The sequence below is a fragment of the Desulfovibrio sp. TomC genome (genome assembly GCF_000801335.2).
GTDB lineage: Bacteria > Desulfobacterota > Desulfovibrionia > Desulfovibrionales > Desulfovibrionaceae > Solidesulfovibrio.
Map to the genome: position 1 here is coordinate 41,658 of NZ_JSEH01000022.1, position 23,488 is coordinate 65,145.

General features: G+C 43.6%; 18 protein-coding genes and 2 pseudogenes. 14 read left to right on the forward strand and 6 right to left on the reverse strand.

What is annotated here, in order from left to right:
- The first annotated feature begins 748 nt into the window (after positions 1-748).
- From NY78_RS17740 to NY78_RS23240, 5 genes are all read left to right on the forward strand, one after another.
- Positions 749-1,258, forward strand: coding sequence for a chemotaxis protein CheW (locus NY78_RS17740; protein ID WP_043638927.1), 510 nt, complete (start codon positions 749-751; stop codon positions 1,256-1,258).
- Between the two features lie 67 nt (positions 1,259-1,325).
- Positions 1,326-3,335: a methyl-accepting chemotaxis protein gene (locus NY78_RS17745; RefSeq protein ID WP_043638929.1), complete on the forward strand. Its 2,010-nt coding sequence runs from the start codon at positions 1,326-1,328 to the stop codon at positions 3,333-3,335.
- Positions 3,336-3,389: 54 nt separating this feature from the next.
- A complete protein-coding gene (locus NY78_RS17750) occupies positions 3,390-3,737 on the forward strand; it encodes a hypothetical protein (RefSeq protein ID WP_170300347.1) in 348 nt (115 codons plus the stop codon).
- A 22-nt stretch (positions 3,738-3,759) separates the two neighbouring features.
- Complete coding sequence (locus tag NY78_RS17755) at positions 3,760-4,728, forward strand: chemotaxis protein (RefSeq protein ID WP_043638933.1); 969 nt, start codon at positions 3,760-3,762, stop codon at positions 4,726-4,728.
- Between the two features lie 125 nt (positions 4,729-4,853).
- Positions 4,854-7,748, forward strand: a complete 2,895-nt coding sequence (locus tag NY78_RS23240; protein ID WP_082140086.1) for an ATP-binding protein — start codon at positions 4,854-4,856, stop codon at positions 7,746-7,748.
- Between the two features lie 80 nt (positions 7,749-7,828).
- On the opposite strand, the gene NY78_RS17765 is transcribed toward NY78_RS23240, so the two are convergent.
- Entirely contained in the window at positions 7,829-8,149 is a 321-nt protein-coding gene (locus NY78_RS17765) for a hypothetical protein (protein ID WP_043638936.1), read from the reverse strand.
- Between the two features lie 805 nt (positions 8,150-8,954).
- Here NY78_RS17765 and NY78_RS24835 point away from each other — a divergent pair.
- The 3 genes from NY78_RS24835 to NY78_RS17775 all read left to right on the forward strand — a co-directional run bounded on the left by NY78_RS24835 (position 8,955) and on the right by NY78_RS17775 (position 9,844).
- On the forward strand, positions 8,955-9,110 hold the full coding sequence (locus NY78_RS24835; RefSeq protein WP_156180977.1) for a hypothetical protein: 156 nt from the start codon (positions 8,955-8,957) through the stop codon (positions 9,108-9,110).
- Between the two features lie 130 nt (positions 9,111-9,240).
- Positions 9,241-9,468 carry a hypothetical protein gene (locus NY78_RS23930; RefSeq protein WP_082140087.1) on the forward strand — a complete coding sequence of 76 codons (228 nt, stop codon included), beginning with the start codon at positions 9,241-9,243 and terminating at the stop codon, positions 9,466-9,468.
- Entirely contained in the window at positions 9,455-9,844 is a 390-nt protein-coding gene (locus NY78_RS17775; protein WP_043638942.1) for a DUF6573 family protein, read from the forward strand. The genes NY78_RS23930 and NY78_RS17775 overlap by 14 nt, the downstream gene beginning before the upstream one ends.
- Before the next feature lie 23 nt (positions 9,845-9,867).
- Here the strand turns inward: NY78_RS17775 and NY78_RS17780 are convergent, their stop codons facing one another.
- On the reverse strand, positions 9,868-10,194 hold the full coding sequence (locus NY78_RS17780; RefSeq protein WP_043638945.1) for a helix-turn-helix domain-containing protein: 327 nt from the start codon (positions 10,192-10,194) through the stop codon (positions 9,868-9,870).
- Positions 10,195-10,408: 214 nt separating this feature from the next.
- Here NY78_RS17780 and NY78_RS23935 point away from each other — a divergent pair.
- Together NY78_RS23935 and NY78_RS23940 are read left to right on the forward strand one after the other, a co-directional pair.
- Positions 10,409-10,960: pseudogene (locus NY78_RS23935) on the forward strand (flagellin N-terminal helical domain-containing protein); the annotation flags it as partial.
- A gap of 1,206 nt (positions 10,961-12,166) precedes the next feature.
- A pseudogene (locus NY78_RS23940) lies at positions 12,167-12,505 on the forward strand (flagellin); the annotation flags it as partial.
- 39 nt (positions 12,506-12,544) lie between these two features.
- Here NY78_RS23940 and NY78_RS25300 read toward each other — a convergent pair.
- Together NY78_RS25300 and NY78_RS24840 are read right to left on the reverse strand one after the other, a co-directional pair.
- Positions 12,545-12,718: a hypothetical protein gene (locus NY78_RS25300; protein WP_197084270.1), complete on the reverse strand. Its 174-nt coding sequence runs from the start codon at positions 12,716-12,718 to the stop codon at positions 12,545-12,547.
- A 201-nt stretch (positions 12,719-12,919) separates the two neighbouring features.
- Positions 12,920-13,231, reverse strand: a complete 312-nt coding sequence (locus tag NY78_RS24840; RefSeq protein WP_156180978.1) for a hypothetical protein — start codon at positions 13,229-13,231, stop codon at positions 12,920-12,922.
- 804 nt (positions 13,232-14,035) lie between these two features.
- Here NY78_RS24840 and NY78_RS24845 point away from each other — a divergent pair.
- Positions 14,036-15,226, forward strand: a complete 1,191-nt coding sequence (locus NY78_RS24845) for a hypothetical protein (RefSeq protein ID WP_156180979.1) — start codon at positions 14,036-14,038, stop codon at positions 15,224-15,226.
- Positions 15,227-15,900: 674 nt separating this feature from the next.
- Here NY78_RS24845 and NY78_RS24850 read toward each other — a convergent pair.
- Together NY78_RS24850 and NY78_RS17795 are read right to left on the reverse strand one after the other, a co-directional pair.
- Positions 15,901-16,737 carry a hypothetical protein gene (locus NY78_RS24850; RefSeq protein ID WP_156180980.1) on the reverse strand — a complete coding sequence of 279 codons (837 nt, stop codon included), beginning with the start codon at positions 16,735-16,737 and terminating at the stop codon, positions 15,901-15,903.
- A 500-nt stretch (positions 16,738-17,237) separates the two neighbouring features.
- Positions 17,238-19,274 carry an AAA family ATPase gene (locus NY78_RS17795; RefSeq protein ID WP_231584033.1) on the reverse strand — a complete coding sequence of 679 codons (2,037 nt, stop codon included), beginning with the start codon at positions 19,272-19,274 and terminating at the stop codon, positions 17,238-17,240.
- A 252-nt stretch (positions 19,275-19,526) separates the two neighbouring features.
- Here NY78_RS17795 and NY78_RS17800 point away from each other — a divergent pair, with 252 nt between their 5' ends.
- From NY78_RS17800 to NY78_RS17810, 3 genes are all read left to right on the forward strand, one after another.
- A complete protein-coding gene (locus tag NY78_RS17800; protein WP_043638953.1) occupies positions 19,527-20,477 on the forward strand; it encodes a hypothetical protein in 951 nt (316 codons plus the stop codon).
- A 148-nt stretch (positions 20,478-20,625) separates the two neighbouring features.
- A complete protein-coding gene (locus tag NY78_RS17805) occupies positions 20,626-21,723 on the forward strand; it encodes a hypothetical protein (RefSeq protein ID WP_043638956.1) in 1,098 nt (365 codons plus the stop codon).
- A gap of 61 nt (positions 21,724-21,784) precedes the next feature.
- The gene (locus NY78_RS17810) at positions 21,785-22,690 is read left to right on the forward strand and encodes a hypothetical protein (RefSeq protein WP_043638958.1); all 906 of its coding nucleotides are present in this window, start codon (positions 21,785-21,787) and stop codon (positions 22,688-22,690) included.
- Positions 22,691-23,488: the final 798 nt, after the last annotated feature.

The following is a 23,488-nucleotide window of genomic DNA, read 5'->3' on the forward strand; positions in this document are numbered from 1 at the left end:
CCCTACCCCACTCCAGGATCAGGGACAGGGAAGTTTTAATGACTGTAGCACCATCACGGGGCTGAAAAATGGCAGAGTCCTGCGATCCGACACCATCGTTTCTGGTCCGAAATGCCCTCTTCCGCCGTTGTCGTCGATCCAATTCCAAATATTTAACATTTCTATCCATCAACTGAAAATCAAAAATTCCAGTAAACTGGACTTTTCAAAAGTCGGTAACTTCGTTGTATTTTTCTCAGAAAACACCTGCAACCCTCCCTTGGGGAAATCTGGATTCGGGTTTTCCCCTCGGACACCTTGGCCCGTTCCCGATGCTTTCCCAATCGTCACGTTGGTTGGACTTCCGTTAGACCAAAATCACAGGAAATCGCCAACGTCAATATTCAAAAAACATCTGCTTTAAATAGTAATTTTCTATGCCAGACGAGACATATGTCAGATTATAAACGCAACGACATTGCAAATCCCACTTTATGCTTAAAGCCCTGACCGTAAAAAATAACTCACTGAACTCGTTTGCGCAACTACTTTGCTCAAAACATTTAGCTTGAAAAAATTTTGCACCGGAGGTAAAAAAAATTATATTTCCAGACTCTACCAGTTTTTACGAAGCGATATTTGGGAGCGCATATGAATTGCTTTTTAAATAACCATCACTCTCACTGCATTGGTACAACGCGGGAGGCTTCATCGAAAGAAATAGCATCGTCACTCACCCTGAAACCCGGAAACCTGACGGGGGAAATCGATGAAAGAACCTACAGATAGCTGCGATGACCAGTACTTGACTTTTACCCTAGAAAAAGGGTTATACGCCTTAAGTATCAATCATGTAAGAGAAGTTCTTGAGTATGTGACCATCACCAGAATGCCTAGGACGCCGGACTATATCTGTGGTGTTATCAATTTAAGAGGTCACGCAGTCCCAGTAGTCGACCTCAAAGTAAAGTTCGGCCTCGGCCAAACCGAAAAAACCATTAATACGTGCATCATAATTACCGAAGTAAATTTTGAAGGTGACCAAACTGTTTTCGGGATTCTTTCGGATTCTGTCCGAGAAGTCTACGAAATGGATGCAGGACAAATCGAACCACCGCCAAATATGGGCACTGCCATTCGAAAAGATTTCATTGTCGGGATGGGTCGGTCAGATGAAGTATTTATTATAATTTTAGACATCAATAAAGTGTTCAGCTCACAGGAGTTAGCCAACGTTCTCGATGCTGTGGAGAACGAACAGGCTGCCATAGCTCTATAATCATTCTTTTCAAATGGACCGTCGCAACTTCATTTTGAACTGACCAAATACTAATCAGGAGGATAAGATGCGAAATCTTAAACTTGGAATGAAGATAGGCATTGGCTTTGGCATCCTCATTTTGATAGCATGCTCTCTTGGAGGAATGGCTGTGTTTAACATGACAAACGTTGAACACGATGCAAAAAAATTGTCAGACGAATACGTACCAGAAGTAGCTATTGCCACCAACGTCGAACGCTCATCATTTTTAACAATGTATGCCTGGCGCGGATACAGTCTTTCAGAAGAAACCTCTTTTCTCGAAGAAGGTAAAAAGGAACTTAGCCAAGTTCAAAAGCATTTATCTGATGCCAAAACACATGCCGACAAGTACTCTGACTTGGTCAAGCTGCGGGAAAACGTTGCTCTGGCCCAAAGCAAAGTTAATGAATATTCAAAACTTGCCGATCAAACCGTAGCTCAAATCCAAGCACTAGATAAAGACCGAAAACTACTTGACACTGCAGCAACTAGCTACGCAAAAAACACAAGCGATTTCCTTAAAAGTCAAGAAGATGCTCTTGCCAAAGAAATCTCCAATGGAACATCTGGCGACAAGCTTAAAGAAAGGACCAGCAAAGTTTCAATGATCAACGATGTCATAGACATTGGAAATGAAACACGCATTTTGGTCTGGAAAGCGCAAGCCCTCAGGGAACCTAAAATTCTTGAAGGAGCAATGAGTAACTTCCCAAAGATTGAAGATTTACTGGCAAAAATAAAAAGCATTACGTTTGCCGAAGCAAATATTCGGCAGTTAGCAACAACCAGTGAATCAGCACAAGCTTACAAATCTGCGATGACAGGTCTAGTTACAAATTGGAATGAATTACAAAAAATCAACGTCAAAAGGACAGAGATCGGCCAAGCAGTTTTAAGTGCTGCGGCTCAGACATCACTTGCAGGTATGGATCAAACAAGTGAGATTTCGAAGGAAGCAGTCACCAGTCTTGGGACTGCCTCTACTACCATGGTTGTAGGACTTTCTATCGCCCTTCTCCTAGGTATTATCGTTTCAGTCGTTTTAACAAAAGCAATTACGGGGCCAGTTCAAAAGGGTGTTCAGTTTGCCGAAGCCATGTCTAACGGAGATTTCACCAAAACCCTTGAAATAGATCAAAAAGACGAAATCGGTATTTTGGCAGCATCCCTTAATACTATGGTTGTAAAATTGCGTGAGGTTGTGGCTGAAATTCAATCTGCCTCAGAGAATGTTGCTTCTGGTTCAGAAGAATTATCTGCTTCAGCTCAAAGCATGTCTCAAGGTGCAACAGAACAAGCGGCCAGCGTTGAAGAGATTTCTTCATCCATGGAGCAAATGTCCTCAAACATAAAACAAAATGCTGAGAATGCCCAGCAAACCCAGTCTATTGCAGTCAAAGCCGCACAAGACGCTCAAGAAGGTGGAAAAGCTGTCATTTCAGCTGTGACCGCCATGAAAAATATTGCTGAAAAGATTTCGATTATCGAAGAAATAGCACGTCAGACCAACCTGTTAGCCCTTAACGCAGCTATCGAAGCAGCTAGAGCAGGTGAACACGGTAAAGGGTTTGCGGTCGTAGCCGCAGAAGTCAGGAAACTGGCTGAACGGAGTGGCAGTGCTGCCTCGGAAATTTCTGATCTTTCGACCTCGAGTGTTCGAATTGCTGAGCAAGCTGGGCAAATGTTGACCAAGATGGTCCCAGACATCCAGCGGACGGCAGAACTCGTCCAGGAAATTGCTGCGTCCAGTATGGAACAAAACTCTGGAGCAGATCAGATAAATAAAGCCATTACTCAACTTGATCAGGTTGTCCAACAGAACGCATCTGCTTCCGAGGAAATGGCATCGACATCTGAAGAACTCTCGAGTCAAGCTGAACAACTTCAAAGCACAATTGAATTTTTCCAAGTTGGCACTACTGCTAATAGACGACGTGCAACACCAAAAGCATTGCCTACTGGCCGTGCACGGGTTGTTTCCACGTCCAGAAAGCAAACTTCTACCGCAAAAATTGATTTGGATATGGACGATCACGACTTCGAAAAATTTTAGCGGTTTACGCAAGGAGGTGGGGCCTTCCCCCACCTCCTTGCAATGAGCACACAGATGAATCTTTGCCAAGCCATAGATACGAATAAACAGCTTTCTGAAATGATTCAAATGGTTGGGAATAAACTTTTGGGAGAAACCAAAGACAGGACCCAGATCAACAAAAGTTTTTTAGCCATATATTTTATTAACTTAATAGTTCTTGAAGATAAAAGATTTCTCAAAGCATATAACAATGCGGGCAAAGAAAACATACTTATTTCCCTCTACAATTCGGAAATAATACTCGAAGAGGTAGAGCAAAATTTTCACGAAAACGATTTCTGTCAAATCGTACGTCTACTTTCAAATTTTCTTATAAATATGTCGGCCAACACCATGAACTCAAAAGCAAGTCCATCATAGCATACGCTAAAAGAGGAAACCCATGTCACAAGAAATACTACTCGAAACAGGGACTAACGAGTTTGAAATTTTAGAGTTTTTTATTTCGTCACAAAAAGATGAGGAATCACCACTTGAAGTTAATTCGTTCGGAATTAACGTTGCCAAAGTCGTGGAAGTAATTGAAAATCCAGGGCTTGAACTTACCTACGACAATGTCAATCCCTGTTTCATGGGAGTTATTCCTCTACGGGGTGAAATCTTACCTGTGCTCGACCTTTCAAAATGGCTTAAGCTGCCTAAAAAAAAGTTCAGAAATGAAATAATAATTGTGACTGAATTCAGTAAGCAAATAGCCGGATTCTTAGTCTCAGGTGTCGTTGAAATTCATCGACTGGATTGGACCCAAGTCGAATCACCAGACAAACTAGTAGCATCTTACAAAGAGAACTGCATAGTTGGGATCATTCAAATCGAAGAAAAAATTATTCAACTCCTTGACTTAGAATACATGATCTCTGATATGACGGGTGTCACGATTGAAGCGAAAATCGACCGTTTCATTTCAGAGAAGAAATACCGAGCTTTAATAGCTGACGATTCCAAACTAATCCGCGAAATGCTAAGAATTTCTCTGGGAGAAGCAAACTTTGAAGTACGTGAGTTCACAAATGGCTTCGACTGTTGGAATTATTTAAACCAGCGTGCATCTGATACTTCAGACGACTCACTTCCAAAACAACTTGATTTTGACATCGTTATAACAGATATCGAAATGCCTCAAATGGATGGCTTCACTCTCACAAAGAAAATTAAACAAAATTCACTTTTAAAAAATCTGCCTGTTTTGCTTTATTCTTCAATCATCACTGAAGAACTATACCACAAGGGCCAATCGGTTGGAGCAGACGAGCAAATGTCAAAACCCGACCTACACAAGGTTCCGCAGGTTTCTGTAAAATTGATTGAAAAATACCAGTCAAAGCAACATATTGAAAATTTTCCGAGATAAGTTTTTTCTTTTCAGAAAAAACTCACTCTTTTTAAGATTTAAAACTAAACACTACGTTACACGAAGCCAAGACAACTGCAACTTTATGATGCAAGGTTAACACCTTTAAATACCCAAGGAACCCGATGTCACACCCTAAAGAATTTAATAGCCAAATATCCAAAGAGATGGAGGCTCTTAGCAAGACAGCTATGTACGACAAAGGATTGTTCAACACTGTCTTAAGTTGTCTTCCAATGCCTTATTTCCTTGTCGACACCTCAGAGCGTATTCTCCAAACGAATCTAGCATGTCTAGAAATGCTCAAAATTATTGGACCTATTGAAACCACTTACGGAAAAACTTTGGGTGAAGTTTTTTATAATGACCCAACACATATAACTTTTATGAGTCACACCCTTCGTCAGGGAACTGTTTATCGCGACCTTGAGGTTCCTACCAAGGATCATCTTGAAAATGACCTTCATATCATAGCAAATATTTTTCCACTTTATGACACAAACAATACCTGTATAGGCGGAATGAGCATTTACGTCAACCATACAGAACGCAAAATGACACAAAAAGCTTTACAGGAAAGTGAAAAGAAAAATTATGACCTCATCCAAAATCTTCATGCAGGAGTCGTTGTCCACGCATCGGATTCTAGAATAATTGTCGCTAATGACCAAGCTTCTCAGCTACTTGGGCTTTCCATTTCCCAACTGAAAGGGAAAAATGCGATAGATCCTGAGTGGTTTTTTATTCATGAAAATGGAACGAAAATGTCCTTCGTAGAATACCCAGTATCTCAGGTGATCGCTACTCGTTCCCCAGTGAGGAATTTAATTTTAGGGATAAATCGTCCTTTGCACAACGACTTAGTTTGGGTTCTAGTTAATGCTTTTCCTGAGTTTGATCAACAAAATGAACTGCTCCAAGTTGTTGTAACCTTTGTCGACATAACTGATCGCAAAAAATCTGAAGAACAAATTCTTCGAAACGAAACGAGGTTACTTTCCCTTGTAAATATTCTCCAACATCCATTCACTTCTGCCCAGGAGTTTTTGGATTTTGCTCTCGATGAAGCTATAAAACTAACTGAGAGTAAAATTGGATATATTTATCACTACGACGAGGATAGACGTGTTTTTACTTTAAACACGTGGTCAAATGAAGTTATGCATGAATGTAGCATCACGTCTCCGCAAGCTCGTTATGAACTAGACAAAACTGGCATCTGGGGAGAAGCGGTCCGCCAACGCAAGCCGATAATTCTAAACAAATTTGAGGAGGAGCACGCATTAAAAAAGGGGTTTCCCACTGGACATGCTCTTTTGAAATCATTCATGACGATTCCAGTGTTCAAAGAAAACAAGATAATTTTAGTCGTTGGCATGGGGAACAAAGACACTGACTACTCTAGTAGTGACGTCTACCAGTTAACACTGTTAATGGACTCCGTTTCAAAAATACTTCACCAAAAAAAGGCTGAACGAGCACTCGTAAAAAGCGAAGAGACTCTCCGCTCAATAATTCATGAGACGCCCATCGGCATACATATCTATGAACTTGTCGAAAACGCACTCGTATTTAGCGGTGCGAACCCAGCAGCAGACTTAATACTAGGTATAAATCACTCTGATTTAATTGGAAAAAATATTGCCGACGCTTTCCCAATGCTTGCAGAAAACGATATATCTGCTCGCTATCTCGAGGCATTGCAAACGGGTAAAACATGGCACACTGAGCAACTAGGATATGAGGACGCCAACATATCCGGTATTTATGAAATTCTTTGCTTTCGAATTTTTCTTGACCAGATAGCAGTAATGTTTCTCGATGTCACAACACGCAAACAACAGGAACTTGAGCTTGAAAAAGCAAAAAAAACTGCTGAAGCTGCGAATAAAGCAAAATCTGAATTTTTAGCCAACATGAGCCATGAAATAAGAACGCCATTAAACGGGATCATGGGTATGCTTCAATTACTTGAATCTACGAACCCGGATCATGAGCAAAGCGAGTATATTGATATTGCACTTAGTTCTGGCAGAAATTTAACTCGTTTAATCTCTGACATTTTAGACTTATCTCGAATAGAACAAGGCAGTGTCACCCTAGAAAATCATGGATTCAGTATCAACCACCTCATAGAAGACGTTGTCAACACTTTCATAACTGAGTTAACAACGAAACAAATTCAACTTTCTACGCGCATTGACAAATCTATTCCTGAAATTATTTACGGAGATTCAGGCAGACTCAGGCAAATTATATTTAATATCTTCGGAAATTCAATTAAGTTTACCCCACACGGGCGCGTATATATCTCGATTAATTCACTAACAGTAAAGAAAACAATACACATTTTTATAGAAATATCTGACACCGGCATTGGAATCCCAGAAGATAAGCTCGATGAAATTTTTGTCCCTTTCACCCAAGTTGATGGTTCTTTGACCCGTAAATACGGAGGAGTAGGCCTTGGACTTTCAATTGTAAAAAAATTACTTTTAATCATGGAAGGCAGTATTACTGTCGACAACAATGAGGGAGGGGGTACTACAACTTGTATTGCAATTCCTTTTAAGATTACTGAGCCTCCGATCCTAGAGGAGACAGATAAAACTACCGACATCACTCACGAAAATTTTTCGAATCTAAAAATACTTATCGCTGAAGATGACTACGTTAACCAATTGACAATATCTAGCTTCGTTAAAAGAATTGGTCACATTCCATTATGCGCAAAAGACGGAGTTGAAGCTTTAAAGTTGCTAAAATCTGAAAATTACGATTTAATTCTGATGGATATACAAATGCCGAATCTTGATGGAGTAGAAACGACTATAGCGATAAGGAATTCAAACAAAAACTTCTCCAAAATACCTATTATAGCTCTGACTGCTCATGCTATGGCTGGAGACCGAGAAAAATTTTTGGCCCATGGCATGGACGGCTACTTATCAAAGCCAATCATCCTCGAAGACTTAAAGAACGCAATAGATCAAATATTTAGCCCAGACACAAGCGCTTAAGCTTTACAAAACGTACAAGTGAAAAAGCCCACGCCCCAACTTGGACCACGTGGGCTTTCACTTTTCGTTACCGGAACAAACTACTTCTGCTCCAGCACAATCTTCCCTTCTTCCAGGCAGGACACCTTGAATTCGTCGCCCAGGGTGAAACCATAGTTTGACAAAAGGGTCGGGGACAGGCGAAGTCCAGTGGTTGAGAACTTCACATTTCCAGAAACCGCCCGAGTCTCCATCCCTTCGATCTTATAAAACTTTTCATCCATCTGCATCAATTTCAGGAGATGATTTTTCAAAGTCACCTTATCAATCCCGAAAGAATCAATGATCTGCTGAGCGGTCTTGTTTCCGATAATCAAAGTGCGAAGTTTCACCGCATCGAATTTCGATTCTTTTCCAGGCATGGGTAGCGTCTCCTTAGGATTTAATGTCAATGTTCGAGAGTAAACTGTACTGAAAAAACAAAGGATGTCAATACAATCAATTTCGGAAGAGTGGCTAGATATGGATAACGGCGAGGTCGAATTTGTCACCTGAATTCAAACTTATGTCGCTCCAAAAACGCGGGCAACCGCGCATTTGAAAAGTTCATTATACCGGATGATTATATTGGAGACACTCCCCTCCCCCTCCAACTTGACCCTGGACCGCCAGCTTCACGCCCATTTACAAGAAACAGGACCTAAAAATGGCAGATTCCTGCCATCCGGCACCAACCATTTCCAGCACATTTCACCAAAATCAATTTATTCAACCGAAATTACAGAAGAAAACTTCAAATGACACGACACACTTACTACACTCCCAAAAGACCGATTTCCCACTCCATCTGCTGAAAATCGAAAAATGCAGCAACCTGCAAAACATAACTACTTAAAATAGCCATATTTTTTTCGGAGCAAACAGCTCAAGCACCCCATGGGGGAATTTTGGGGGTTGGACTCCTTCCCCGGACACCCCCTGGATTCGCGCCCTAGGCCCCCTTCCTGGGGTTTTTCCCTAAAGCTCCCCCCTTTGTCTCACCCTGGTCCCAAATCCCAGGGAAGCCCCGTATACTCTCAATGTCCGTTTCCAGTGCCTGCCGTCCCAACCACTCCACCTTCCCCGTGACCTGGCCCCAGCACCGAGGGTATTTTTCCCCTTGAACCTGTAACCGCAGGTTCTTGCGGTACTTGCTCGTCTTCTTAATGAAAAATGGAGGTAAATCCAATGGTTGAGAATCCCTTTGGCCCCGTCTTTATCCCTGGCGCACCTGACCTCGGTCCTGATCCTGAACGTGAAGAGATGCACGACTCCTTCGAGCGGATGTCGCCGGCCGACCAGGAACAGTTCGTCCAAGAGATGAACGACGCTTCCGACGAGTAAGTTTTATGCCGACTTCGCAGGGTGTTAGCAATAGCATCCTGCGAAGTTTCTTCACCTATCACTTCTTCTTGAGCAACTTCTTAAACAGAGAACATTCCTGACAACCTTTATAAAAACAAAGGCCAAAACTATGGAGAAAAATCATCAAGACCTTCTTGATCTAAAATCGGAGATAATCAATGGATTTCATCCAATTGAACAACTTTTCAAGATCATGAGCAAACAATCTGAAGGAATCCATGACGATATGACCCGTTCATGTGCAGAGGTAGGTTTAGAACTATGTAAAAGCTTTCGATTCAAACTCGATGCCCTTCTAACCACTCAAGAACAGGAGCAAGAAGATGACCAGCGATAACGAATGGAATCTGATTTATTCGTATACCAGGGCACAAGCAATCGAGGACGGGGTTCTAATCGATGTCACCGACGCGGCCAAGGGAGTCGGGTTCAAGGTGCATACTGTCGTAACCGCTACCCTTTACAACGGATACGTCGAACCACCCACCGGGCTGACAGGCGAGGGTCAGTCCACAGCTGGCCGCCTCCATGATCTGCTGTTCCTAGTGCTCTGTGCAGCCAGAAAGAATCACGCCGGCGCGGATCGAGCGACAGTCCGGGTCGCATTCCTCATGGCCCCTGGGAAAACGGAGACGGTGGACGTCATCGTGCACATTGGTCCTGGTGATCAGGGGGAGCCAGTTCTGACCTTGATGTTGCCCGAGGATGATTGAATGTTGACGGGGGCAATCCCCGGTCACTTCTGGATCAGTACCCTGGCCATGGTCAGGATCGCTCGCACTTGCTCTTCACTGGCCCCGGCCAGCAACTCCAGAAGTTCCTTCTGCACCTGTTCCCGCGTCATGCCGACATCCCCGAGGTCAAAGAGGGATGCCAAATCTTCCTCGAGTGCGGCGGATAATCTTTCGATATTCACCAAGGTCGGATTCCCCCTACCCCTCTCGATCTCCCCAACGCTTTGGAGGGACAGCCCCGCCCGCTCCGCAAGCTGCTCCTGGGTCATGTCCTTTGCCCGGCGCAATGCCCGGACACGTTTCCCGAAAACCTTAAGAATCTCGCCCATGGAACCGTCCTTTTCGGACAGTCTAGGGCTAGCGAGTCGTTCTTATAAGAAAGTTAGGTATGTAATTTGCTAGATATTAACAAGTAAACTTTATTTTATGCCAATTTTTCCGCCTGAGCCTTGATTTCTGGTGGTTCAGGCCCCGGGCCACCGGAAAATAATTCCGGTGATTTGCCGGGAAATGCCCGCTGAACAAGGAAGGAGATGCCGCCCCATGGCATTGATCATAAACCACAACCTCATGGCGATGAACTCCGCCAGAAATCTGTCAGCCCACTATGGGGCGCTGAGTACGTCGACCCAGCGGTTGTCGTCTGGGCTACGGATCAATTCCGCCGCCGATGACGCTGCCGGACTCGCTGTCCGGGAGTTAATGCGATCTGATGTCAGCACCTTGAACCAAGGAATAAGGAACGCTAACGATGCCATCTCCATGATCCAGACAGCGGATGGGGCCTTACAAGTTGTCGATGAAAAGTTGATTCGGATGAAGGAACTGGCAGAACAAGCAGCTACTGGAACTTACACTGACGATCAAAGAGCGATAATAAACAGTGAGTTTCAAGCTATGGCACTTGAAATACAGCGTATTTCAAATGCGACTGACTTCAATGGGATACCTCTTCTTAATGGTAATTTGTCTGGAATATCCAATACATCAGGCCTAAATTCTTCTGGACCACTTGTTGTCCATTTTGGCACAAGCAATAACTCAGCAGAAGACTACTATTCCATTTCAATCAATGATTCAAGACTTCCTTCATTATTTAGCAATGCAAACATCGTTGGATCAGTCTTGCCAGACTCGATACCAATGTACGAACCAGACGGGAGTAGCAAACAAGTAAACACATTCACAGCCGGCGACCAAGAATACCCTTCTCTAACTTCAATAGAGGGTGGAAATTTCCTATCCGTATGGCAATCGCAAAACCAAGGGGAAACAGGATGGTCGATTCATGGCCAAGTTATGGATGCTGTAGGAAATAAAGTTGGATCTGAATTCCAGGTAAATACATACAACTCTAGCGACCAGACACAACCAAAAACAACAACACTAGGGAATGGCAACTTACTTGTCACATGGGCGTCCAATGGACAAGATGGATCTGGACTAGGAGTCTATGGACAGGTTCTTCAAAAAGATGGCTCAAAAATAGGAAGTGAATTTCGGCTAAACAACACGACACCAAACGATCAACAAACATCCATACAATATGTAGGAAATCCTTTGGTTGCCTTGGACGACAACCGTTTTGCAGCAGTTTGGTCGTCGGATCAACAAGGAGGCGCAGGGTCGAATACAATATTTAGAATATTCGACAACGAGGGAAATCCTTTAACAAATGAATCCATTGTCAGCGACCACCCAAACGGATCAAATATAATACCATCAATCACTAAACTTACAAATGGGAATACAATAGTCACATACTCTGGAGGAGGCGGGGGCGGCCCTGACCCAAGTAGTTATGGGATTTATTCTCAAGAATATGACACAAGTGGGGCAAAAGTTGGGAACAACACATTAGTCAACGATTATACGTCAAATTCTCAAAACTGGTCATCCGTCCAATCTCTTTCAGACGGAAAATATGTTGTCTCTTGGTCATCATTCGAACAAGACACTCCGACTAGCTGGGGTGTTTATGCAAAGATATACAATCAGGACGGCACAGTATACAAACCTGAATTTAAGGTGAACGAAGCAACAACTAACGACCAACACGCGCCCGTTATCGCAGACCTTAAAAACGGATCATTCATTGTTTCCTATAATTCAGGGGGGTTTGATGGAAAAATTGGATGGGCGACTGGCGCACAAATCTTCGCCTATAACGGATCAAAACTTGGGAATGAATTTATGGTTAACAGCGAATCCACAGGGAATCAATCAAATCCAGCGATTACAGCATTAGACGATGGAAGCTACGCGATAGCTTACAACAACGATGCGGGAGAAGATCCTTCTGGCGTTGGAATTTCCGTTAGAATTTACCAACCCCTCCTAGACATAAGAACACAAACCCGAGCTCAAGATCATCTGGAAAAAATATCATCAGCGATGGTAAAAACAAACAACATCAGAGCAAACCTTGGAGCAACACAGAACCGACTCGAAAACACCATCTCAAACATCCAAATCCAAGCGGAGAATCTCCAAGCCGCTGAATCGCAAATATCTGATACAGACGTTGCCCAAGAAATGACCTCATTTGTGAAAGAACAAATACTAGCTCAAGCAGCAGTTGCCATGCTATCGCAAGCGAATTCTTTGCCAAAGATGGCATTACAAATCATACAGGGCTAACTTTGTCGGGTTAAACGTTTTGCCTTGCCCCCTTTCCCGCTACCATTTCGTCTTGTCGAACACTCCTCGTTGGGAGAGTTCTTTCTCTTTGTACTGGTCAAAGCTGAAGAATCCAGGAACAGAGCCTTTCTTCTGACCTTTCTTCTTGCCAACAGTCAGAGCAAGAACGACGATTATGCCCATGACCAGGGCTGATCCTATGAACCATTCCATGGTTACCACTACTTCTTCCACTTTCCATCGCGATATCTTTTAAAGATTCTTGGCATCACATACGTAGCTTCTCTATACAACGTCAGAGTAACATAAAAGACCAACCCCAAACAGAGACCAATGGCAATTGCCTGCAATTCCATAACTACCTACCTGAAATTATTATGGTAATATTTATTAAAACCGAGAAATATCAATCAGTTAGTTGAAACCTGTTTTCGGATTACACGCACGAATTCCATACGGAAATCCGAGGAAATAGCTGCGTTGCTCTTCGAGCAAAAGTGGTGAATCTGCCGCTGCCGTTTTAGCATATGCAAAGCTCTGACCGAGCGACAATCCGAATTGCTTCCCTTCGCTCTGGGTGACGAAGAAGAACAGGCCATGATGAATATCCTGCCAGAGGACGATGAGTTGACGTGGCAAAAGGCCAAGCAAAAGTTGATTGTTGCAAGGTCTTCCACCAAAACCTCCCTCTGGAAATGGCAGGATCCTGCCGACAGGCATCATCATTATGAATCTATTCCACAAAAAATTGAGTATTCTACTGACATCATGGTATAAATTTCATACAGCCCCCCTCCGACCACACACAAACACGCCCAACTGTTATTGACGCTAAGCAGAACTACCTCCTATCCAGGCCCCGGAAAATCCGTAGACACAACCCCTTGCATCTCATAACTAGCTAAAATATCGATATTTAATTTCAATAAGGAGTCTAAGCTCCCCTTGGGGTAATTTTCGGGTTTGTCACCTTCCCCAACACCTTCCTATTTCGCGACACCCTGCCACCAACTAGTATTTGACCCGGCTCCCCCCTTATCCTAGATCTGGGTTTGAACCCCAGATGCCACCCCGGAGACTCCCTACGTCCTTTCCCAGGCGAAGCATTCATCACCGCTGAGCAGAAACACAAGATAAACATCACTATTTTATTGAAATTTCAAAATGATTGTGAAAATATCTTTCTCCACAGAGTAGCCCCATTTTGAGCTAGTGTATCTCGTGGCACCCCCGATGGAATCGCTAGCCGAAGAGAGTCAATGCCACTTTAACAATCTGTTCCGGTTACTATTTGGCACTACTTTTTTGAATATTTACAGCCAGAGAATAGATACAAAACAAAAATCTTATGATTTTTAAATACACTACGTTGTCAATTTCGACTCCGAAATTTTGTATCGACAGGCCAAGAGTCACCGGCAGAATTCATGATCTGAATGTTAGGAATTTATTGCATATTTAAGAACGTTAACGATTACTGGCGATATCCTCTCCATGTCAAGCATGACACTTCAACAAAAGAGGCATTTTATGTCTAAAACTATCTACACTGTCACAACTGGTTGGAACAAATTAAAGAACTACAACAAAGCTAATGCCGATGGCCTGCTTGCGAGAATATCCAGAAACAATAAAACCATTTATTCTAAATTTTTAAACAAAGAAAATACAATCCTTTTTGAAGGTTCGGACAAAGAACAAGCTCTAAAAATAAAAGCACTGCTGACACGTGTTGGTATTTATGCAGTTGTAGATGAAAAGGCACTTGTCGTTAGCAAAAAATCTGCACCAGATAAAAATCCTATCGCAACCGCCCAAAGGACAAACATAACAATTGACTTAATTTTACAGAAAATATTCAACTACACAAGGTTGCTTATAATATTTCCGGTTTTGGCATTTTCAAAAATCTGCAAGAGAAAAATTTCCACTAAGCAATCCTTCGTGATATTGGCGGTAGTCGCTTTCTTAGGTCTTTACAATGTAGTGTTTGATATAATTTTAAATCCAATCTACGATATCTCATATGAATATTGCACCAATTCTTTCGCTACAATAGAAACAATATTCATAATTGCATCCATAGCAAAACACATAACGTCACTGAGCGTAGTTTCATTAACAGGGATTAGTGAATTTGTCAGTAGGATATCTGGATTCTTAGAGAACGGATTAATAGCCCTAACGGCACAAACAGTGTTGCTAAAAATTATCCAACAAGGATTTCTATTCAAGACAGGACTAACGTTTGGATTCGGGTTTGGAATATTTGATACTTCGAGAAAATTTGGTGAAAAAATTGTATTTTTTACAGTCTTCCTTTATGCGTTTATGCCACTTCTTGTTGTCGCAGAAACATACGTATTCAATCAAGTCACTTCACAACAAATTCAAAACATCAACGATGAATACGGGAGGAACGGCGGCGCAATAGGACTTTCAAAGAAAGCAGCAGTTGGAGTCACAACGTTTGTACTCGACAAAGCAAAAGAATTCATATCGAACGAAACACCCAATGCCCCAAATAAAGATATCAAAGGATTAAAAGATTTTTTCGCTACCATTCTAAACGGCATAATATACATACTCGTTTCTGTAATATTATTGAATGTTTTGTCTCCATATATTTTATACAGACTATTTAAAACTTTCTTTTTAAGCGCAATAGACAGCGACAAGTTCGTTTCATTGTTCGAACCCAGCAAAATACAAAAGGACTGATCTTTATGTTTTCCAAAAAATTGACTCACCCTACCAATGAGCTGTCAACCGCAGGAATTTGGGCCAAAAAAAATGAAATGAACAGGATATAAATTCAATTCAATAAACCTTGAAAAACGCTTCGCCAAGACGGTCACTGGCTGGCATGTCAGAAAAAGCTACGCAAAAACTGGCTGTTAGAGAATCGTTCTTCGGTTTGCAACGCACTAATTCCATACGAAAATCCGAGGGAATAGCTGCGTTGCTCTTCGAGCAAAAGTGGTTAATGGAAAGTTATTCTGGTGCAAATTTATCCATCAAGTGGTAAAGCAAAAAGTCTCACCCCGGATTTTGGAGCACTGGCCGTCCAAAGTGGGGAGTGAAGTGGGAACTCAGCGAAAAAACTGTTTCTCAGACCATGAGGACGGCAACAATGGCAGGACTCTGCCATTTCGCAGGTGCATTTTCACCAGAAACGTCATCAATCCATCGTCTTACCCACAAAATCGAGTAGCTGCACAGAAAAGGAAGTCTTTGGCTGCTTTCATTAAAATATAAACAAAAACAAGGGATTTAAATGGCAGGACTCTGCCGTTATCACCCTCAAATCCATCTCATAACCCTCGTTCAAAACAAATAAAATCAAAAGCCATCACCAGAGCATGCTATGGCTCTATTCTTTTACCTCACCAGAATCAAAGACGAAAAGAAAAAATACTATCAAATCCTTCGCTTTTTTTGAATTCAAATTTTCCATATATTTTATCATCGCCAGCAACGTTCCGCTGTTCAAGCAACCCAAACCACTGCAAAGGACGAAGAATCCGGGTATAAAAGGCAAAGCCGGGATAATCTTGAGGGGTATCCCAAAATCTTTTATCAGGGATTGTCGTTTGCTTCATGAGTCCTTCTTCAGGAATCCAATCGTGTTTAATCATCTTTAAACAGCAAAGAACAACACCGATCTGAAGACTTGGCCAACCTTGCAATGGGATACGATCAAAATAAGAAATGTCAAGCTGTTCATAAATAGCGGCATACAAGCAGCCAAAAAGTGCATTTTTGTTGTCTTTATACAGCTCCTTGCCTTTTTTCGTAGCCACAAGATGACCTTTATATTTCCTGACAAGGCCCGCAGATTTCAATACGAGATGATAAAAATGCAACGGCAAAACGTCACTTTCATTGACTACCTTACAGAACTTGAAAAGTTCTTCGCGGGAGTAGATTGGCCAATTAAGTTCATCAACCATTTTAACCACAAAATTACGATTAAAATTATCTTTTGGTGTCAGTTTTATCCCTGGAGCAGTCTTCGCCTCCGACAGGACAAGACGGACGGCTTTCATCCCCAATGAATTGTTAATTTCTGCAAATGATTCATTTTTATTTATGACAATTCTTTCAATAGAAAATGGGAAAGAAACCAATAGGCTGCGAACATTCTCTTGCCCAAGCGAAAGCCATAGAGGCTCGACATTACCAAGCCACTTCTTGACCTGTTCAGAAGGCGTAAATGAAGTTTCAAACATGATGGTTCACCAGATTGAATGATACGGACTCAGCTAAATGTTTAGCAAGTTCAACAGGCCAGAGCAATATTAAATACTACTAATCCAGACAACATATCAATAAAAATTGATAAATATACCATACTCTTGCCGTTCAACAACTAGTGCTATCATCTTTTTACTTATCATAACATTCAATCATATCAATATATTAAATTTAAATTTTGTTCAATTCGGTCTAGTGAACTTCTAGTGAACTTCTTGAGCAATAGAGCACATACATCACTTGTGATATCAAAGGGGGGTGCAAAGCCACCCCCTCTTAATATATAGAGCGAATTGTCTTTGTTTTTCAAATAATTTCAACTATTTACCACAGACAAACCCATTTTGTCTTTGACGTTAAAAATTTGCAATATATTATTGAAATTATTATAAATTTTAAGACTAAATACTTTTTGTCGACAAATGTTTTGCTGTCTCCCACCCAATTTTGGCGATGGAAGTATTCTCAATGAACCTCAAAAGGTATAGGCCTTACTTCTGGAGTTAGGCACTGGGGTTTCCTTGATGACTCCCTCTTTCACTGCTTTGTCAATGTATTTTGCAGCAGATCCATGTGCTTTAACTCCACCAGGATTCATATTTGCATAAACTGCCATCACTTCCTTTTTCAACTCTTCCTTAGAACTTGCTTTCCCACCAAGATTTTTAAGAGCAGTCACGACATAATGGACTTCATCTGCTACTTTTTTGCTTCCTACTGCTCTGAAACGGAGGCTCATTAGCTCCAGCATCAATTCAGTCTGAATCGCAAAATTGCGTGCCTTGTTATGTTTCAAAACATATTTATCTTCTTTCTTTTTAAAACTTAGCTCCCAAGTATTCGGAGACCAATCACCAATAGCACTGGCTCCTCGTCCGCCACCGGCACCACTATCGGTAGAAAACTTCCCATGATGATGAATCAAAAGTGGTGTAACACCAATCTCTTCAGTAAGAAGAGATACCCTGTCAAGAAGCCTCCGCATCTGATCGTTTGAATTTTCATCCTCACTATGGAAGCTTATCAATGGATCAATAACTAGGATGTCTATTTTGTTTAAGTCAACAGATTCTTTTATGGCTTTCTGAAAATGAGGGTCTTTTATATCGCCACTCGTCCGAACATCATTGTTGACACCAAGGAAAAACATTCTGTCTTGAAGAAGAGCATCCGGGAATTGGTAGACATTCCTAACAAAGTCGATCCTTTTCTTCATTCCAATCAAAGAGTTTTCTGACTGGACAAAGAGAACTCTATGCTCTCCTTGGTTCACCTTAAAGATATTCAAGAATCCAGTGGGCGGGGGCAAGATAAGGTCCATCGCAATTTGCAAGGTGAGGATCGACTTGCCGGCACCACCGTGTCCGGTGATCAATAATGGCTCACCTTTTGGCCAAAAGTTATCTATAAGGTACTCAAAATTTACATTTGATTTGACAACATCCAACGCATTGAATGTCTTGTACTGACGCTTTGGAGTTGAAGGTTCCGATGGAGGTTGAGAAGCAGAAGACACCAGCGCTGGGTCAAAATTTGCTGCAATATGATCTTTTGCCTTCGTTATTTCTCGGTCAAACCATGCTGCCCCATTTTCTCTCGATTTTTCTCCAATGGGGTAACTCGCAAAGATTTGCCTGACCACCCCTTCAGATAAATGTGAACCAAACAGGGCCACGAGGACCTTCATGGACACTTCTGACCGCTGCCCTTTGGGAATCGGGGTGACGATCTGCGTCTTGATGTTTTCGGAAACAGGGAGACCAGCGATGAAGTTGTCAGAAAGGGGAGTCGTCGGTGTGCTCTGCGCGGTAGTTGTCGTTGGCACCGGCGCGGCCAGAGGAGTATTCGGCGTCATAGGGGAATCCTGGGGATAATCGTGTGAATCGGGAATGGAAACAGGGGCCAGTGGCTTTATCGTCTTATGAAGGGAATAGTTCCGCAGCCAGTCCGGTGCCGAGGCCAGATTTTCGGGACTTTCGACGATGACGTAGGGCTTCCCCGTTTCGGGATGGAGCGATCCAGGGCAAAGGACTTGGCCGCCGATACCACGGATGTCGAAGACTTCTTTGACGGATCGGTTGGGATATCGCTGGCCGTCGCTCGGATAGAGGAAATAGAAGTGGTACCGTTCACCAGTGCCGCCGGTCTTGACCTTCAAAGTGGCGGGTAGCTCCTCCCCGACATTGGCAGTCAGCCAATCCCGGAACTTCCCCATGTCATCGACATCGAGGACCAGAACACCGCTGGCGGGACCGCAGGCGACGCCAGCACGCTCAGGAGAGAAGTCGGCACGGTTGAACTGGCGCTTCTGTTCGCACCACTGCTGCCAGATGGCCTCCGTTGGGCGCTTGAATTCACGGGAGGACTGCCCAGGAGAAGGGAAACCACCGACCAACGGGATCAGGGAGAAAGACTCTGCCAGAAATTCGAAGATACCCAGGCGAGCCTCGTCATCAAGCTGGTCCGACATCTCGATCAAGCGGAAGATTTCACTCTGGCTGTGCGGCATCATGCTACTCCATCCAAGGATTGACCACTTTACGCGTAGCTGGTTCACGAATTAGCGGCATGGTGCCGAGGTTGGGAAGAAAGTGCCTGTTCACCTGGGGCAAATCAAGTCAAAATCCAGAATCCTCGGTGAGTTACCTGAAGAGAGAACAAATTGCATATGCTCTAGGCAAGAATGCTCAATGTTTTAAGACAGTTCGATGTCATACTGCCGTGGTGACTTGGCAACGCGTTATCCACTTGCTATGAAATCCTCATGGCAGAAAAATCCGACAAAACTCCTGTGGATGATACCGACCGTCTCAAGCGAGTTGCTTTCTGGTACTGGGAGTACATGCGGAGAAACCCGCTATACCGTCGATATTGCGCAGTTATTGAACGATACCATGACTATTTTAAGTCCATTGGCGTCTTTGATTATATGGAAACGAGAGAATATCTTGAAGAGATGACCGGATATACAGCAGCCCATGACGACGAAGAAGAACTTATCCACAATCCCTTTCGGATGCGACTCGAGAAGGATCACGGGAAAGAAGCTGGGATGAAATATTTCAAATATGGATTCTTGAGCTATGGGTTTGAAAAGCATTTTGGAAGAATTTACCAACATCATTCCATTGGCATGGACAGTAGCATCATACTGGACAAACTGCTCACTGGCGTAGATATCGTTTTTTCCGTCAAAGGGCCAGCCGATATATCCGCCCTTACAAAGCTCAATGGGAGCTGGATGATCTCGATTGATGAAATGAGTCCAACTAACTTTCTCTACAACCTGGGAAAATCGACAAGTATCAAAGTTGACCCCCAAGCGATACTTAACAACCCTACGAAAGTTGGCTTGGAAATTCATGCTTTAAATCTGATCAATAGAGCAGTTGAAAGCCTTTTTGGGAAACAGCATATTGCAGATGAAACGTTCCAATCCGTTTATAAACTAAGTTTGTCTGGAAAACATATCAACAGTTCAGATGCTATGCGCCTTGCCCTACTCTGGCTCTGGGACAAGGCCCACGAAAAGGAAGGGGATGCCCCCACCCCCTTTGAGGAGGTCTACCCTGCCCTGAAGGCAAAGATAGAAGCAGCCGGGTTGACAGACGGCACCTGGGAACAAATTGTCACCCGCCGCAAGCGGATCGCCGGATACTATGCGGTGACAGATTTTTGCATTAAAAATCACGCCATAACGTCCTTAAATCAATAGCTATCCGTCAAATATCTTCGTCCTGCCAAATTCTTTTTCTAGAAATTGGCGGGTTCCTCGAAGCTCCTTTTGAGAGTGGTGCTCTCAACGGTCCGGGACAAAGCGACGCACGCTCCCCAAAACATGGACCGACGCAAGGAGTTCCAAAATGGCTAAGCTCGAAGACATCTCCCATTCGAATGAGTCCGCCCCCCAGAACGCCACCGGAGGCACCGGAGGTCCCGGTGGAGTTCCCTCCTCGGGGACCGAAGACGTCTCTTTGCCCAAACCCGTGCCGACTGTCGGTGCTCCTGGCAACGATGACGATCCAATGCGCCATATGCTGATGCACTTCCAGGGCTCCACGGGAGCCATGGGCGGGAAACCCGAACCTGATGCCCAGGTCGAGGAAGGAAAGCCCATTCCCCAGGAGATGTTGCAACGCGTTGTGGAGAACACGACGGGGCAGATCGAAAAGCTCACCAAGGATGAAGCACTACTCCAGTTGAAGTCACAACATGTGGCTGCTGAAGAGATTTATGCCTCGGCTCGCACGAAGATGGTCAATATTGGATACCTCATCGGTTGTTTGCTCGCGCACCTCAAATCACTGGTCATTGCCGAGGGTGAAAACTGGGGCGATTTCAGTGATCGCGAATTACCCGAAATGTCGCGGCGCACTCGGGATAAGTGCATGAACCTCGCCGATACCCCAGGCATCCTGAAGCACGCCTACCTTGGCACCGATGCAGCAGAACAAGTCATCCAAATCATCAAACCAATCAAGCACATGCTGTCCAAGGAAGACCCTATCAGCGACCTGTTCGAACGCAGCGGCATCAAGCTCAATTACGCAGAGATCGAAAAGAGCGAGTTGAAGCTTCTGGTTCAAGCGGTCATTACCCGCCAGAAGCTGTTGCCCAAAAAGATCGACATCGAGGTTCAGACCATCATTGACTTCAGCAAGGTGGCCGGCCCGGTGACTGCCATTGATACCGCCGTAATGCTTGACCGAGTGGCGCATGAACTTTCTCCAGCAGAATACATGGTTGAAGTCATCGCCAAAAATGGACTTCGCCCCAACGATGTCAGCGACACCAATTCCCCCAAACATCCGATCAAGTACATCAACGCCGAGACCGTAAAGCTCAAGAATTCCATCGATCGTCTCCTGGAGGAAGAGGTCAATCTGAAAAAGCTCGACAAGACACACCTGGAAGCCTTGCGGACTGCTGTCGACAACCTGCTGGGACGCTTCTCGAACTAATCACTATATTACCGGAGCACTCCTTCCTGTGACATGGAGGGAGTGCCCCACGGAGAATGATATGCGTATCTACCAATCCTCCATGACGATTCGGCACCTACGGGAATTTGCCAAGCGTTATCCCAATGTCAAGCCGAACGTGTTGTTATCATATGCTTTGCTGGCAAACGACTTGCCACACTTTACCGGCACAGACCGCGCTTTGTTGCGGAGCCTCATCCTTGACAGTGGTGTTTTTAGTGTACAAAAGCCCGGAGCCAAACAGACTCCAGACGATTTGTTCCCTAAGTTTAAGACATTTGCCCAGTACAACTCTGCGGCATGGGATTTAATCTTCAACTTCGACCTGCATTTTGGTCTTGATTCCTACGACAAGAATTTGGAATACCAGATTGACCTGGAGCAGGCAGGTATCCCCGTGGTTCCCGTTATTCACAACATCTACAACGATGACGCAGATAAAATCCTCGCCAGGGGACTCCCCGTACATAAAACTGTCGCTATCGGTCAATGCGACGGACGGACGATTCTGAAGAACGTGGAACCCGTCGTCAAGAAACTGTACGAAGCCGGGGCCAATATCCATTTCTTCGGCAGCAGCGAATACCGACTTATGGCCAAGCTTCCAGTTTGGTCGTGCGATTCTAGTTCTTGGGCCAAGTACCCAAGCCTTGGAGTGGTGCTCTTCTGGAATCCCAAGCACAGCCGCTTTGACATGACGGACAAGATTCACTTCCCGAAGCTTCAGGAGGGTAAGACGCCAAGCGGGTGCGTTTACTACCGTGATTACGACTACCTTCGGGATTTCGAAGAATACCTCGGATCGAACCTGAGCTTTACCTTGGATGACATGATAGGCGAGGAAGCCGATTTGAACCGTGCGGTGGTGAACATGCTCTACTACTGCCAGCTTGAAGAAAAGATCGCGGAACATCAACGTTCGCTTGGATTTGTCTTACCGGACTAAGTCTGACGGCAGAACTCTGCCATAAGAGGGTGAGCGTTTCGTGCGTCCACCCTCTTTTCATGTATTTTGATGGGTTCTGTCCCAACAGCCCATGTATTGATCGATTTTAAAATAATCTGTTCGTTTCGGTGGTGTTCAATGGCATAGTTCTGCCATTTTATAGCTCGCTGCTCGCTGCATTTTCCAGTTCTCACAGATATTGACTATATTTTCAAGATACAACCGCGATGCATTAACGCTGTAGAATAATAAGTTTACGGTAAACACTCTGGGGGAGGCTACTATAGCTTCCCCCATTCTCTTTCTTGGCCAAAACGAAGCGTAAAAAAGCCCCTCACCGAGGGGCCTTCCCCATAGACCCTATGGAGGCGACGGATAGGTATTCATGACTACCACTCCGTCATGACAAAACTATGCATTTCACATGCAATAATGATGTAATATCTATAAAATTTTGTTTCGAGTTGCCGAACCAATGGGAACAAGCATTTATACGATGAAGACCCAGAAAACAACAAGCTTCCTAAATTTACAAAGCACACCTGTTCTTCATTGCTCTCCACTCCAACACCAATTAATCAACTTCTCCAACACCACTCCATCTCAAGAAATATATGAAGCCAAAAAGTCCTGAGTTATCCTGAATCTTTGATAGATATTAAAAATCATACACTTAGTTCAACTAATTAAGTATTGACCTCAAATTTAAAATAACAAATAAAGTTGGTCATGGGAGCCGTGAACATCGGCGTCCAAGTTTGACGAGAATATTGCTCGACAAACAAAAAGTCAAAAAAT

Excerpts from the sequence above, each read along its gene's own strand:
- NY78_RS17740 (WP_043638927.1), top strand. The coding sequence starts at position 749 with ATGAAAGAACCTACAGATAGCTGCGATGACCAGTACTTGACTTTTACC.
- NY78_RS17745 (WP_043638929.1), top strand. The coding sequence starts at position 1,326 with ATGCGAAATCTTAAACTTGGAATGAAGATAGGCATTGGCTTTGGCATC.
- NY78_RS17750 (WP_170300347.1), top strand. The coding sequence starts at position 3,390 with ATGAATCTTTGCCAAGCCATAGATACGAATAAACAGCTTTCTGAAATG.
- NY78_RS17755 (WP_043638933.1), top strand. The coding sequence starts at position 3,760 with ATGTCACAAGAAATACTACTCGAAACAGGGACTAACGAGTTTGAAATT.
- NY78_RS23240 (WP_082140086.1), top strand. The coding sequence starts at position 4,854 with ATGTCACACCCTAAAGAATTTAATAGCCAAATATCCAAAGAGATGGAG.
- NY78_RS17765 (WP_043638936.1), bottom strand. The coding sequence starts at position 8,149 with ATGCCTGGAAAAGAATCGAAATTCGATGCGGTGAAACTTCGCACTTTG.
- NY78_RS24835 (WP_156180977.1), top strand. The coding sequence starts at position 8,955 with ATGGTTGAGAATCCCTTTGGCCCCGTCTTTATCCCTGGCGCACCTGAC.
- NY78_RS23930 (WP_082140087.1), top strand. The coding sequence starts at position 9,241 with ATGGAGAAAAATCATCAAGACCTTCTTGATCTAAAATCGGAGATAATC.
- NY78_RS17775 (WP_043638942.1), top strand. The coding sequence starts at position 9,455 with ATGACCAGCGATAACGAATGGAATCTGATTTATTCGTATACCAGGGCA.
- NY78_RS17780 (WP_043638945.1), bottom strand. The coding sequence starts at position 10,194 with ATGGGCGAGATTCTTAAGGTTTTCGGGAAACGTGTCCGGGCATTGCGC.
- NY78_RS25300 (WP_197084270.1), bottom strand. The coding sequence starts at position 12,718 with ATGGAATGGTTCATAGGATCAGCCCTGGTCATGGGCATAATCGTCGTT.
- NY78_RS24840 (WP_156180978.1), bottom strand. The coding sequence starts at position 13,231 with ATGATGATGCCTGTCGGCAGGATCCTGCCATTTCCAGAGGGAGGTTTT.
- NY78_RS24845 (WP_156180979.1), top strand. The coding sequence starts at position 14,036 with ATGTCTAAAACTATCTACACTGTCACAACTGGTTGGAACAAATTAAAG.
- NY78_RS24850 (WP_156180980.1), bottom strand. The coding sequence starts at position 16,737 with ATGTTTGAAACTTCATTTACGCCTTCTGAACAGGTCAAGAAGTGGCTT.
- NY78_RS17795 (WP_231584033.1), bottom strand. The coding sequence starts at position 19,274 with ATGATGCCGCACAGCCAGAGTGAAATCTTCCGCTTGATCGAGATGTCG.
- NY78_RS17800 (WP_043638953.1), top strand. The coding sequence starts at position 19,527 with ATGGCAGAAAAATCCGACAAAACTCCTGTGGATGATACCGACCGTCTC.
- NY78_RS17805 (WP_043638956.1), top strand. The coding sequence starts at position 20,626 with ATGGCTAAGCTCGAAGACATCTCCCATTCGAATGAGTCCGCCCCCCAG.
- NY78_RS17810 (WP_043638958.1), top strand. The coding sequence starts at position 21,785 with ATGCGTATCTACCAATCCTCCATGACGATTCGGCACCTACGGGAATTT.